The 12,860-nt window shown below is 63.9% G+C and carries 12 protein-coding genes; 6 read left to right on the top strand and 6 right to left on the bottom strand.

The features are described from left to right. On the bottom strand, positions 1 to 288 hold a 288-nt coding region (locus ACILRN_RS02050), incomplete at its 3' end, for an SDR family NAD(P)-dependent oxidoreductase (protein ID WP_395685062.1). Between the two features lie 5 nt (positions 289 to 293). Next, positions 294 to 830 (bottom strand): SRPBCC family protein, encoded by a 537-nt coding sequence (locus tag ACILRN_RS02045; protein WP_395685060.1) that lies wholly within the window; start codon positions 828 to 830, stop codon positions 294 to 296. Positions 831 to 908: 78 nt separating this feature from the next. Between ACILRN_RS02045 and ACILRN_RS02040 the strand changes: the two genes are divergently transcribed. After that, a complete protein-coding gene (locus tag ACILRN_RS02040) occupies positions 909 to 2,216 on the top strand; it encodes an NAD(P)/FAD-dependent oxidoreductase (protein WP_395685059.1) in 1,308 nt (435 codons plus the stop codon). Positions 2,217 to 2,228: 12 nt separating this feature from the next. On the opposite strand, the gene ACILRN_RS02035 is transcribed toward ACILRN_RS02040, so the two are convergent. Beyond that, positions 2,229 to 2,579, bottom strand: coding sequence for a hypothetical protein (locus ACILRN_RS02035; RefSeq protein ID WP_395685057.1), 351 nt, complete (start codon positions 2,577 to 2,579; stop codon positions 2,229 to 2,231). A gap of 59 nt (positions 2,580 to 2,638) precedes the next feature. Here ACILRN_RS02035 and ACILRN_RS02030 point away from each other — a divergent pair, with 59 nt between their 5' ends. Then, positions 2,639 to 3,850 carry a pyridoxal phosphate-dependent aminotransferase gene (locus ACILRN_RS02030; protein ID WP_395685055.1) on the top strand — a complete coding sequence of 404 codons (1,212 nt, stop codon included), beginning with the start codon at positions 2,639 to 2,641 and terminating at the stop codon, positions 3,848 to 3,850. A gap of 18 nt (positions 3,851 to 3,868) precedes the next feature. Here ACILRN_RS02030 and ACILRN_RS02025 read toward each other — a convergent pair whose 3' ends face one another. From ACILRN_RS02025 to ACILRN_RS02015, 3 genes are read right to left on the bottom strand one after another with little or no spacing between them, the layout of a single operon-like run. After that, the gene (locus ACILRN_RS02025; protein WP_395685053.1) at positions 3,869 to 7,039 is read right to left on the bottom strand and encodes an efflux RND transporter permease subunit; all 3,171 of its coding nucleotides are present in this window, start codon (positions 7,037 to 7,039) and stop codon (positions 3,869 to 3,871) included. A gap of 12 nt (positions 7,040 to 7,051) precedes the next feature. Then, a complete protein-coding gene (locus ACILRN_RS02020; protein WP_395685051.1) occupies positions 7,052 to 8,197 on the bottom strand; it encodes an efflux RND transporter periplasmic adaptor subunit in 1,146 nt (381 codons plus the stop codon). 18 nt (positions 8,198 to 8,215) lie between these two features. Beyond that, the gene (locus tag ACILRN_RS02015) at positions 8,216 to 8,752 is read right to left on the bottom strand and encodes a PadR family transcriptional regulator (protein ID WP_395685049.1); all 537 of its coding nucleotides are present in this window, start codon (positions 8,750 to 8,752) and stop codon (positions 8,216 to 8,218) included. 189 nt (positions 8,753 to 8,941) lie between these two features. Between ACILRN_RS02015 and ACILRN_RS02010 the strand changes: the two genes are divergently transcribed. The 4 genes from ACILRN_RS02010 to ACILRN_RS01995 are packed head-to-tail and all read left to right on the top strand — an operon-like array spanning position 8,942 to position 12,857. Continuing rightward, positions 8,942 to 9,877: a branched-chain amino acid ABC transporter permease LivH gene (locus ACILRN_RS02010; RefSeq protein WP_395685047.1), complete on the top strand. Its 936-nt coding sequence runs from the start codon at positions 8,942 to 8,944 to the stop codon at positions 9,875 to 9,877. A 1-nt stretch (position 9,878) separates the two neighbouring features. Beyond that, positions 9,879 to 11,270 carry a high-affinity branched-chain amino acid ABC transporter permease LivM gene (gene livM / locus ACILRN_RS02005; RefSeq protein ID WP_395685045.1) on the top strand — a complete coding sequence of 464 codons (1,392 nt, stop codon included), beginning with the start codon at positions 9,879 to 9,881 and terminating at the stop codon, positions 11,268 to 11,270. Between the two features lies 1 nt (position 11,271). Further along, positions 11,272 to 12,138, top strand: coding sequence for an ABC transporter ATP-binding protein (locus tag ACILRN_RS02000; protein WP_395685043.1), 867 nt, complete (start codon positions 11,272 to 11,274; stop codon positions 12,136 to 12,138). Then, complete coding sequence (locus tag ACILRN_RS01995; RefSeq protein WP_395685041.1) at positions 12,135 to 12,857, top strand: ABC transporter ATP-binding protein; 723 nt, start codon at positions 12,135 to 12,137, stop codon at positions 12,855 to 12,857. The genes ACILRN_RS02000 and ACILRN_RS01995 overlap by 4 nt, the downstream gene beginning before the upstream one ends. Positions 12,858 to 12,860 lie beyond the last annotated feature (3 nt).

Below are 12,860 nucleotides of genomic sequence, written 5' to 3'. Positions count from 1 at the left end.
CTCGGTGTTGCCTGCGGCATTGATCAGAACATCAAGGCGCCCAAACCGCTGCAAACAGGCTTCCACGGCGCGGCACGGAAGATCGCTGTCCATGAGATCGCCCTGGAGGGCGAGCGTCTTGCCCTGCCCGAGACCAGACGCCGCGTGTCGCAACAGTTCGCCGTTGCGGTCCAGCATCAAGATACCGCGAAAGCCCATGGCCAAGAGCTGGCGCGCCGCGGCCAGGCCAAGCCCCTGCGCAGCGCCGGTCACAAGTGCTACGCATCCGTTGGTAGCCATGTCGGGCATGGTTTTCACTCCGCTTCAGCAAGGACCTTCAACCTCGCGAGGCCCGCTTCATACTCCCTCCCCACCGTCCGGTCGATCATCAGGCCGGCCCAGCGATCGATCACGCCCGGCAGAGGCGAGCTGAAGCTCCAGGTCACGCGCGTGCCGCTGCCGTCCGGCATCAGGCTCAGGCCCGCGGTGGCGGTTCCGAAATTTTCATAAACCGTTTCGATAGTCACGCTCTGCGCTGCCGAATGGCCGGTGACGCGATGACTGCCCTGCCCCACCATCGGGTTGTTGGAGGCCCAGCGCATGGTCTGTCCCACACCACCCTGCTCCGGTCCGTCGAACTCGAACCTGACATCGGGGTCGATGGCAACGAGCGGCGACCACTCCGGCCAGCGTCGCAGATCACCTGCAAGGGCAAAGACTTTCTGCGGCGGCGCGGCAATGACGATTGACCGCTCGACCCGCGCCTCCCCCGGCAGAACATAGGCGCCACCATAGAAAACAACGGTGAGCGCCACGAGCGCATAGACGATCGATTTGATGAGGGTGTTCATGCCGTGGTAAGGACCACAAGTGCCCGCTCTTGGCAATGGCTTGCATGGCGCGTCCTGATCGCGCAATCTTGCACCATCATGGCCTCTACACTCTTCGCCTCCGATTTCAAGCCGCGCCCCTATTGGTGGGAGGCCTATGAGCCCGCGGCCCTGCCAGAGATCACGCTGCCGAAATCAGCACGCGTGGTCATCATCGGCGCGGGCTACGCAGGGCTCAATGCCGCCCTCGAGCTTCACCGCGAGGGGCTCGACTGCGTGGTGCTCGATTCCCATGAGCCGGGCTTTGGAGGCTCCTCGCGCAATGGCGGCATGGTTTCGGGCGGCGTCAACGTCGGCAAGCGCTACATGGCAAAGGCTCTGGCGGACGCCGACGCCGCGCCTTATCTCAACGATGCCTCCGACGCCTTCAGCTTCATCGAAGCGCTGATCAGCCGCCATGCCATCGACTGCGGCTGGACACGCAGCGGTTATTTTCTTGGCGCCTGGTGCAAGAGCCATCACGATGCAATGGCGCACAAGGTGGAATTGCTCAACCGCACGGCCCGCGCCGAGGCCTATCTCGTACCCCCCGGACAGCAGCGGGAGGAAATCGGCTCCGACTATTACCGCGGCGGCATGGTGGTGGGCCGGGCCGGGCACCTGCACCCTGCCCTGTTCTTCAAGGCCTTGCTCGGCCTCTGCCAGGAGCGGGGCATTCCAATCGCCAGCCGCACGCCCGCGACCGGGCTCCGCGAAACCGCACAGGGCTGGAGCGTCAGCACGCCGCGCGGCACGATCGCCGCCGGAGACGTGCTGATCGCCACCAACGGCTACACCGGCGACGTGACCCCAGCACTCCAGCGCCGTGTCGTGCCGGTCGGGTCCTACATCATCGCCACCGAGGAACTGCCCGCCGACCTGGCGGCCTCGATCAGCCCGAAGAACCGCTCCTTCGCCGACACCCGCCGCGTTCTCACCTATTACCGAATGTCGACGGATGGCAGGCGGCTGATCTTCGGCGGGCGCGCCAAGTTCGGCCACACCGACCCGGTCGAGACCGCACCCATTCTCCACCGCTTCATGACCGACCGCTTCCCGCAGCTTGCGGGCACGCGCATCACCCATGCCTGGACCGGCAATGTCGCCTTCACGCTCGACGAGATGCCGCACATGGGCAAGTTCGAGAACCTGCACTACGCGCTTGGCTGCAATGGCTCGGGCATCGCCATGATGAGCTATCTCGGCCACCAGACGGCGCGCAAGATCGCAGGCAAGTCGAACCGCGTCTGTGCCTTCGACCGGCCGGAATTCCCCGATCACCCGCTCTACACTGGCAACACCTGGTTCCTGCCCTGGATCGGCCGCTATTTCCGCACGCGCGACTGGCTCGACCGGCGCTTCGGCTGACGCCGGCCGGCCTCAGCCGCAGCGCGCCTGCATGCGCCACTTGCCGCCGGAATAGGCCGGATTGGTGGTCAGCTTGCCGCGCTGGCCCTCCGGACAGGCGAAATAACCCAGCGAGGAAGTGGCCACGGCCTCGGCATCCTTCTGCTGCTTGGCGCTCATGCCGGAGATCGTCATGTCATAGAGGCCCGAGCCACTCGGGCTGAAATCGAGCCGGTAGGTCTTGCCGTTATAGAAGATGGGCTCGCTGCGCGCCACGGCCGGCGGGGCGGGCTTGTCGCGGGTGATGCGTGCGCCAGGGCCGCCGTCACAGGCCGCCAGTCCTGCAGCGAGCACGAGAATCATCAGGGTTGGGGCGATCTTCATCGCCGCCTTATGCCCGCCAAGCCTCGACCGGGCAAGCACGGCGGAGTATAGAACGCACCATGACCACGTTTGACGCCGCATGCCTGCTCGTTTCACGCAGCCAGACCGCCGATGAAGGCCCGATCATCCGCATGTCGCAGCGCGCCCGCGCACTGCGCGCCGCCGGCATGGACGTGGTAAGCATGACATTGGGCGAGCCTGACTTCGACACGCCTGCCACCATCCAGGCCGCCGCCACCGCCGCCATGCAGTCTGGCTTCACGCATTATTCGCCGGTCATGGGCATTCCCGAACTGCGTGCCGCCCTGTCCCGCAAGCTGAAGGCCGAGAACGGGCTCGACTATGGCCCGGACGACATCTGCCTCGCCAATGGCGCTAAACAGGCTATTGCCAATGCCATCCTGTCGATCATCGGACCCGGTGACGAGGTCATCATGCTGGCGCCCTTCTGGGTCTCCTACGAGATCACGGTGCGTTTTGCCGGCGGAACCCCCATCGTGCTGCATGCTGGCATTGAGGAGGACTACAAGGTCCCGGCACAGCGCATTGCACAGGCCATCACGCCGAGAACCAAGCTGATCATCGTCAACTCGCCCTCGAATCCCACCGGCGCGGTCTGGACGAGAGCCGAACTTGCCGCGCTGGCCGATCTGGTGAAGGCCCATCCCCAGCTGATGGTGATGTCGGACGAGATCTATGAATACATCATCTTCGACGGAGCCATGACCTCGATCGGCGCCCTGCCTGGCATGGGCGAGCGCACAATAACCGTCAACGGCTTCTCCAAGGGCTTCGCGATGACCGGCTGGCGCCTTGGCTATGCCGCAGCACCCGCTCCGATCGCCAGGGCCATGGCGCGCATGCAGAGCGCCATATCGGCCGGCGCCAACCAGTTCGTCCAGCGCGCAGCGATCGCCGCGCTGGAGGGCCCGCGCGACGCCGTCGAGATCATGCGCCAGGCCTATCTGCGACGCCGCGACCAGGTGCTGGCTGGCCTCAAGGCCTTGCCCGGCGTGAGGATCGGCAACATTCCCGCCACCTTCTATGCCTTTCCCGACGTGTCGGCCCTGCTTGGCCGAAGGGCCGGCAACCATGTCATCGACAGCACCGAAACACTGTGCGACTGGCTGCTGGACGAGCATGGGCTGGCCACCGTCCCCGGCAGTGCCTTCGGTGCACCGGGTTCGCTCCGGCTTTCCTTCGCCTGCAGCGAGACCGAGATCGACAAGGCGCTTTCGCGCCTGCGCGCGGCGCTGGCCCGGCTCAGCTGACCGGGTGCTTGCCGCCTGCTATTCGGCTGCCCGCGCGATCGGGCCTGCGTCATTGGCTGCGACGGGCACCACAGGCGCCAGAACGTCAGAGGCATTCTCGGCATCATGCATGTGCCTCCGGTCGCGCGCGACGAAGGAATAGATCGCCGGAGTGATGAACAGCGTGAACAACGTTCCAATGGTCATGCCCGCGGCGATCACGATGCCGATGTCAAAACGGCTCTTGGCGCCCGCACCATCGGCGATGAGCAGGGGAACGACGCCGATCACCATGGCGGCGGTGGTCATCAGGATCGGGCGCAGACGAACCGCCGCGGCCTCCTTGATGGCCTGGTTCTTGTCATAGCCCTTTGTCTCCTGAAGATTGTTGGCGAACTCGACCATCAGGATGCCGTGCTTGGCAATCAGGCCGATCAACGTCACCAGCCCGATCTGGGTATAGATGTTGATCGTGCCCGAACCGAGGTTCACGGGTGGATTGTTCATCATCGCGCCATTCACCTCGCCCAGCACGAACAGCACGAACAGCGCGCCGAACACCGTGGCAGGCAGGCCGACGAGCACGATGAACGGGTCGCGGAAGCTTTCGAACTGCGCGGCGAGCACCAGATAGATCAGAAGCAATGCAGCCGCAAAGGTTACGGCGAGCGTGTTGCCCTCCTTCACGAACTGGCGGCTCTCGCCCTTGAAGTCATAGGCCATGCCAGCCGGCATGATCTCGTCAGCCTTCTGCTTCAGGAAGGCAATGCCCTCGCCAATGGTGCGGCCGGGGAACGGAACGCCCTGCAGCATCGCGGAATTGAGCTGCTGGAAGGTCGTCAGGCCGTTGGGCTGCACGGTCTTGCTCAGACTGGAGAAGGCGGCGAGCGGCACCATGTCGCCGTTGGCTGCGCGCACCCGGAACTGCAGGATCTGCTCAGGGTTCTCGCGTTCCGCGCGGGGCACCTGCGGGATCACTTCGTAGCTGCGCCCGTCCACGGTGAAGCGGTTCACGTAATTGCCGCCCAGCAAGGTAGCGAGCGTGGCGCCAATGTCCTGCATGGTGACGCCGAGCTGGTTGGCGCGGTCCTTGTCCACCACGATCTCGACTTGGGGCGTGCGGAAGCGCAGGTCAGTATTGGTGAAGATGAACAGGCCGCTCTTCATCGCCTCGGCCTCGAGCGTGTCGAGCACCTCGGCGAGCCGGGTATAATCGCCGGGATAGGTCAGCACGAACTCGACCGGCAATTCGCCGGCGCCTACCGGTATGGCCGAAGGCGCCGTGGCGAACACGCTCACGCCTGCCATGGAGCTGAATTTCGGCTCCAGCTCGGCCATCACCGACAGGTCCGAGCGTTGCCGCTGGTCCCATGGCTTCAGGATCAGGCCCATGAAGGCGGCATGGGTGCTCGGAAAACCGGCGACGGCAAACAGGTTCTGCCGCTCCGGCACCGCCAGCATCGTCTTGGTCAGTTCATCGGTGTAGGTGGTCAGATAGTCGAGATTGGTGTGCTCTGGCGCGTTCACGAAGGCGAACAGCACGCCCTGGTCCTCGGATGGCGCCAGCTGGCGGTTGATGGCCTGATAGAGCACGCCTGACAGCACGATCAGCAGGATTGCAATCCAGGCGAAGACGGCGCGCTGCCGGATGGTGCCATCAAGGCGGCGTCGGTAGAAGCGCTGGAGGGCGCCGAACACGCGCTCGACGAGACGCCCGAACCACGACAGCTCCGCATGCGGCTTCAGCATCTTCGAGGTCATCATCGGCGAGAGCGTGAGCGCAACGATACCCGACACGATCACCGCGCCGGCCAGCGTGAAGGCGAACTCCCGGAACAGGGCGCCGGTGAGGCCGCTGGTGAAGCCGATCGGCGCATAGACGGCGGCCAGGGTGATGGTCATGGCTATGACCGGGCCGGTGATCTCGCGCGCTCCCTTGAGTGCGGCATCGAAGGGTCGCATCCCCTCCTCGATGTGGCGATGGATGTTCTCCACCACCACGATGGCATCATCGACCACGAGCCCGATGGCAAGCACCAATGCCAGCAGGGTCAGCAGATTGATCGAATAGCCCAGCGCCACCAGCACCAGCGCCACGCCGATGAGCGACAGCGGGATGGTGACCACCGGGATGATCGTCGAGCGCACGTTGCCAAGGAACAGGAAGATCACCACGATGACGATCGCACCCGCCTCGAGCAGGGTCTTGCCGACTTCCCAGATCGAGGCGTTGATGAACAGGGTCGCATCATAGGCGATCCTGGCCTCGAGCCCCGGCGGCAGCATTCGCTGGATGTCGGGCATGGCGTCGCGCACCTGGGCGATCACCGTCAGGGGATTGGCGTCCGGCGTCGTCTGGATTCCCATGAACACGGCTTTCAGGCCGTCGAAGGCCGAGACCGAGTTGAAATTCTGCGGCCCCAGGTCGATGGTGGCCACCTCTCCCAGCCGTATGATGTCATCGCCACGGCTTGCCACCACCAGGCTCTGGAACTGTTCCGGCGTGGTCAGCGATGTCTGCGCGTTGATGTTCTGCTGGGTGAAGCTCGCCTTCACCTCGCCCGCCGCGGTGGTGAAGTTGTTGGCGGCGAGCGCCTGGCGGATATCGAGCGGCGTGATGCCCAGCGCGGCCATCTTCTCGGGGTCGAGCCACACCCGCATGGCAAAGGTCGAACCGCCGAGGATCTCGGCCGAGGCCACGCCATTGATGGCTTGCAGCTTGGGCTTCACGACGCGGTCGAGATAGTCCGAGATCTGCGGCGCCGACATCTGGTCGGACTTGAAGCTGATGTACATCAGCGCAAAGCCTGCGCCCGTGGTGCGCTTGACGACGGGGTCGTTGGCCTCCGGCGGCAGTTCGCCCTTGACCTCGTTGATCTTGGAGAGCACGTCTGCCAGCGCCCGGTCGGCGTTGGCATCGAGGCGCAGCTTGAGCGTGATGGTCGAGACATTCTGCGCCGAGCGCGATTCGATGATGTCAACGCCTTCGGTGGAGGCAACCGCCTGCTGCAGCGGAGTGGTGATGAACCCCTTGATCTGGTCGGCGTTGGCGCCGGGATAAACGGTGGTGATCTCGATCTTGGTGTCAGACACCTCGGGAAACTGGCGGATCGGCAGCTGGAAGGCGGCCTGCAGGCCGGTCAGCAGGATGAGCAGGCTCACCACCGTCGCCAGGACGGGCCGCCGCACGAAAATGTCGGTAAAATGCATGGAACGGCGTCCTTACTGGATGGTGCTGGTGTCCTGCAGCTTGAGCGCGACCGAATTGTCGATCACCACCTTGCTGCCCTGGTCGATCTTGTTGTGCCCGGCGGTGACCACCTTGTCACCCGGCTCCAGTCCGCTTTCGATGACCACCCGGCCGTCGCGCACGGGCCCGGCCTTGACGAAGCGGCGTTCGATGACAAGCTCGTCGATGTCCTTGCCGTCCGCGTCCTTCGACTTGACGCTGTTCACCACGAAGACATTGTCCCCGTAGAGCGAGTAGGTCACGGCCGTCTGCGGCACGGTCACCACCTGCCGAGCCGCGCCGACATCGACTGCCACGTCGGCATACATGCCAGGCACAAGCTTGAGCCCGGGATTGGCCAGCTCGGCCCTTACCGTGATCATGCGGCTGTCGCCCGAGACGCGGGCATCCAAGACCGCCACCTTGCCCGTGAAGCGTTCACCGGGAAAGGCGTTGAATGTGGCGGTGACCGTTTCACCTGTCTTCAGCCGTCCATAATCGGCCTCGGTGACCGGGAAGTCGACATAGATGGGATCGATCGACTGCAGCCAGACGATCTTCTGTCCCGGCGCCAGATAGCTGCCAAGCGCGATGTCGCGCAGACCGAGACGGCCGTCCCAGGGGGCGTAAACATGCTTCTGGGCGATCTCGGCCCGGCGGCGGTCGAGCGTTGCTTCCAGCACCCGCTTCTTGGTCTTGAGCGTGTCGAGCTCCGTCACCGCCACGAGGCCCTTCATGGCAAGGCCCTCGCGGCGCGCCAGCTCGCTGCTGACATTGGAAAGCTCGGCCTCGATCGCCTTGACGTCAGCTTCCTCACGGGTGGTGTCGAGCTTGACCAGCAGGTCGCCCGCCTTGACCGTCTGGCCGGACTCGAAGTTGATCTGCGAGACCACGCCGCCCTCCTCCGGGGTCACATCGATCCCGCGTGATGCGGTGAGCGTGCCAATGCCCTTGATCTGCGGCTGCAACTGTTCGGTCTGCGCGGCTTCGGCCGATACGGTCTCGGGCGGCCGCGGCGCGCCCAGGATGACCTTGGCCAGCATCTTGGGCTTGAAGTCGAAGGCATAGAAGCCAATCGCCCCTGCCAGGCCGCCGAGCACAATGGTCGCCAAGAGAAGATAGATGATCCGCCGTATCATGTCCGTTGTTCCCAGTCTCTATTCGGCCGCCTGCGGGCTTGAGGCATGCCGCAATTCACTCTTCTTTGCGGTCAGCACCGCAATTGCCGCTGTCAGCACGGCCTCGCCATAATCGGCAACGAAACGGGCGCCCGCGTGCGGATGCTGGCCGCATTCGCACGACCTGATACGCGCAAGATCCGCCTGAAGATCGGCAAGCTGCTTGTCCACGGCCGCCAGCATCAGCGAAGGCGTCAGATATTCCTGCAGCAGCATCTGGAACAGGAACTGCGACTTGTACTTGTCGCGCCGCGGCACAACCGACACCGCCGTCGCCAGCGCATCACGCCCCCTGGTCGTGATGGCATAGACCTTCTTGTCGGGCTTGCCGGACTGCTCTTCGGACCGGACAGTCACCATGCCCTCCGCCGCCAGCTGGGTGAGCGCCGGGTAAATCGATCCGAAGCTTGCATCGATGAAGTGGCTGAACAGCCCCTCCTCGATCTCCTTCTTGATCGCATAACCTGATGCCTCACCAGCCGTGAGCACGCCGAGGCAAAGAATTTTGACATTCATGTCAATTACGGTCCGATATATGCCAGCCCGATAGCTGGGCGAGCGGATATATCGATCTGAAATAGTTTGCAAGCCCCTCCGATTGGCAGAAGCCGGCCCCCTGTGCTTGTCTTGCCGCGGCATCCTGTCTATGACAGCGGAAAGGCCGCATCGGAAAACGCGCCACTTACCAGCATCAAAGGGGGGCTCATGGAGTATTTTCTCCAGCAGCTGATCAACGGCGTGACTCTCGGGTCGATCTACGGCCTGATCGCCATTGGCTACACCATGGTCTATGGCATCATCGGCATGATCAACTTCGCCCATGGCGACGTGTTCATGGTGGGTTCCGTCGCCGCCTTCCTGGTGATCCTCGGGATTGGCCTCACCGGAGGCAGTGGCCTCCTCATCATTCTCCTGGCGCTGATTCTGGTTGCCGCCATCGCCATGATCGTCGCGTCGGCCTACAACTGGACCGTCGAACGGCTTGCCTACAAGCCGCTGCGCGGGTCCTTCCGGCTGGCGCCGCTGATTTCCGCCATCGGCATGTCGATCGTGCTGCAGGAATTCGTGCGCGTAAACCAGGAAGGCCGCCCCAAGCCGGTGCAGCCCATCGTCACGGGCGGCTATGAGCTGATGACGCGCGTCACCGAGGCCGGCGAGTTCATCGTGCGGCTCACCAACATGCAGATCCTGATCATCGTCTCGACGCTGATCCTGATGGCCGTCTTCACGGTGCTGATCCAGAAGACCTCCCTCGGACGCGCTCAGCGCGCCTGCGAGCAGGACATGAAGATGGCCTCGCTGCTCGGCATCGACGTCGACCGCACCATCTCAATCACCTTCATCATGGGCGCGTCGCTGGCTGCCTTCGCCGGGCTGATGTTCTTCCTCTATTATGGCGTCACCGACTTCTTCGTGGGCTTCCTTGCCGGCATCAAGGCCTTCACCGCGGCGGTGCTCGGCGGCATCGGATCGCTCCCCGGCGCCATGCTGGGCGGCCTCATCATCGGGCTGATCGAAACCATGTGGTCAGCCTATTTCACGGTGGAATACAAGGATGTGGCAGCCTTCACGGTGCTGGTGATCGTGCTGATCTTCATGCCGCAGGGCCTGCTCGGCAAGCCGGAAGTGGAGAAGGTCTGACATGTCTTCGCTCGAGCCCGCCTCACCCTCGCGCCCGGCCTATGACTGGCCGGCCATCCTCAAGGACCTTGCAGGCACCGCCGTCGTCAGCATGCTGCTGATGGTCCCGATCGTGGCCTATAAATCCGTGATCACCCAGTATTCGCTCGTGCTCGAGGCACGCTGGGGCATGGTCTTCGCCATCCTTGCGATCATTGTTGCCGCCCGCCTCATGCTGCACCTGTTCGTCTGGAACCGGGCGCCGGCAGCAAGCCCCGTCGCCGTGCAGTCGGGCCCGGCAAAGCAAAGCCTCACCGACCGCATCGGCCCCTGGGTGTTTCCAACCCTCGTGGCATTTGCCATTCTGCTGCCCGTGCTCTCCGGCTTCGACCGGCGCAGCATCGACCTCGGCATCTACATCCTCACCTATGTCATGCTGGCCTGGGGCCTCAACATCGTGGTGGGCCTCGCTGGTCTGCTCGACCTTGGCTACGTCGCCTTCTATGCCGTGGGGGCCTATGCCTATGCGCTGCTCTCGACCATCTATTTCCCGCTCTGGTTCGGCGAAGGCGCCGTGCCGTGGGCCTTCTACATCACCCTGCCCGTGGCCGGCCTGCTGGCGGCCTTGTGGGGCGTGATCCTGGGCTTTCCGGTGCTGCGCCTGCGCGGCGATTATCTCGCCATCGTCACCCTCGCCTTCGGCGAGATCATCCGCCTCGTCCTCATCAACTGGTTCAGCTTCACCAACGGACCGCAGGGCATCACCGTGCCGAAGGCAACCTTCTTTGGACTGCCCTTCACCGCCGGCCCCGGCGGCTTTGCCGATTTCTTCGGCATCGAGCACAACCGCATCTATTACTTCGTGTTCCTCTACTACGTCATCCTGGCGCTGGCGCTGCTCACCTATTTCGTGACCAACCGGCTGCGCCGCCTGCCCATCGGCCGCGCCTGGGAAGCCCTGCGCGAGGACGAGATCGCCTGCCGCTCGCTTGGCATCAACACCACCAACACCAAGCTCACCGCCTTTGCCATCGGCGCCATGTTCGGCGGCTTTGCCGGCTCGTTCTTCGCAGCCCGTCAGGGCTTCGTCTCGCCTGAGAGCTTCGTGTTCATCGAGTCCGCCATCATCCTTGCCATTGTCGTGCTGGGCGGGTTGGGTTCGCAGATCGGCATCGTCTTTGCCGCCATCGCGATCATGGGCTCATTCGAACTCTTCCGTGAACTGACGGTATTTCAGGACTATCTGCCCGAGGGTACCGACCCCGTGCATTTCCGCATGCTGGCCGTTGGCCTCGCCATGGTGCTGATGATGCGCTTCCGCCCGCGTGGCTTCGTCACCAGGCGCCAGCCCACCGTGTTCCTGAAGCAACGCAAGGCGGTATCCGGCGACCTCGTCAAGGAAGGGCACGGCTGACATGGCAAGCGCGTCCCCGACCCCGGTTCTCACCGTCGAGCACCTCACCATGCGATTTGGCGGCCTTACCGCCATATCTGACCTGTCCTTCGAGGCCCACCCGCGCGAGATCACGGCCATCATCGGCCCGAATGGCGCTGGCAAGACCACCGTGTTCAACTGCATCACCGGCTTCTACAAGCCGACCGAGGGGCGCATCACGCTGCGCCAGCAGAACGGCCGCGAGCATCTGCTCGAACGCATGGATGATTTTCGCATCGCCCAGGTCGCCAGGGTGGCGCGCACTTTTCAGAATATCCGCCTGTTCTCCGGCATGACGGTTCTCGAAAACCTGATGGTTGCCCAGCACAACAAACTGATGATCGCCTCGGGTTACACGATCGGCGGCATCTTCGGCAGCGGGCATTTCCGCCGCACCGAAAAGGAGGCGATCGCCCTCGCCACCGCCTGGCTCGAAAAGGTGAGGCTCATCGACCGTGCCGATGATCCGGCAGGCGATCTCCCCTATGGCGACCAGCGCCGGCTCGAGATTGCCCGCGCGATGTGCACGGACCCATGCCTGCTCTGCCTCGACGAGCCCGCCGCCGGCCTCAATCCGCGCGAGTCCGAAGAGCTGAACCGCCTGCTCAGGGAGATCCGTGCGGAGAACGAGGTGTCCATTCTCCTGATCGAACATGACATGAGCGTCGTCATGGGCATTTCCGACCACATCATCGTGCTCGACTACGGGCAGAAGATTTCGGATGGCACGCCATCGCATGTCAAATCCGATCCCGCCGTGATCCGCGCCTATCTCGGCGTCGAGGACGAGGCAGAGGATGCCCTCGCGGCCAAGGCTGTCGCCGAAGCGGTCGGAGGCAAGTCATGAGCGAGCCCCTCCTCAAGGTCCGCGGCGTCCAGACCTTCTACGGCAAGATCCAGGCGCTGAAGGGCATCGACCTCGACGTCCAGCCCGGCGAGATCGTCACCCTCATCGGCTCCAACGGCGCGGGAAAATCGACCCTGATGATGACCATCTGCGGCACGCCGCGCGCCCGCACCGGCACAATTCATTTCGATGGCCAGGACATCACCGGCATGGCCGTGCACAGGATCGCGAGGCTCGGTGTCTCGCAGTCGCCCGAAGGCCGCCGGATTTTCCCGCGCATGACCGTGCTGGAAAACCTGCAGATGGGCGCCACGGTGAGTGACCCGAAATATTTCGACAGCGACCTCGCGCGCGCCTTCCGCATGTTCCCCATTCTCGAAAAACGGCAGGCACAGCGCGGCGGTACGCTCTCGGGCGGCGAGCAGCAGATGCTGGCCATCGCACGCGCGCTGATGTCGCGCCCACGCCTGCTGTTGCTCGATGAGCCTTCGCTCGGACTGGCGCCGCTGATCGTCAAACAGATATTCGAAGCCATCCGGGAACTGAACCGCAGCGAGGGTCTCACCGTGTTTCTGGTCGAGCAGAATGCCTTCCATGCCCTGAAGCTTGCACATCGCGGCTATGTGATGGTCAATGGCCGCATCACCATGTCGGGCACCGGCAAGGACCTCCTCGCCCGGCCGGAGGTGCGCGCAGCCTATCTCGAAGGAGGACATTGAACC

Origin of the sequence: Aestuariivirga sp., from assembly GCF_044238155.1 — a bacterium.
GTDB lineage: Bacteria > Pseudomonadota > Alphaproteobacteria > Rhizobiales > Aestuariivirgaceae > Aestuariivirga.
Note: the sequence above shows the minus strand (reverse complement) of the source record. Positions and strands in the feature narration are given on the sequence as shown.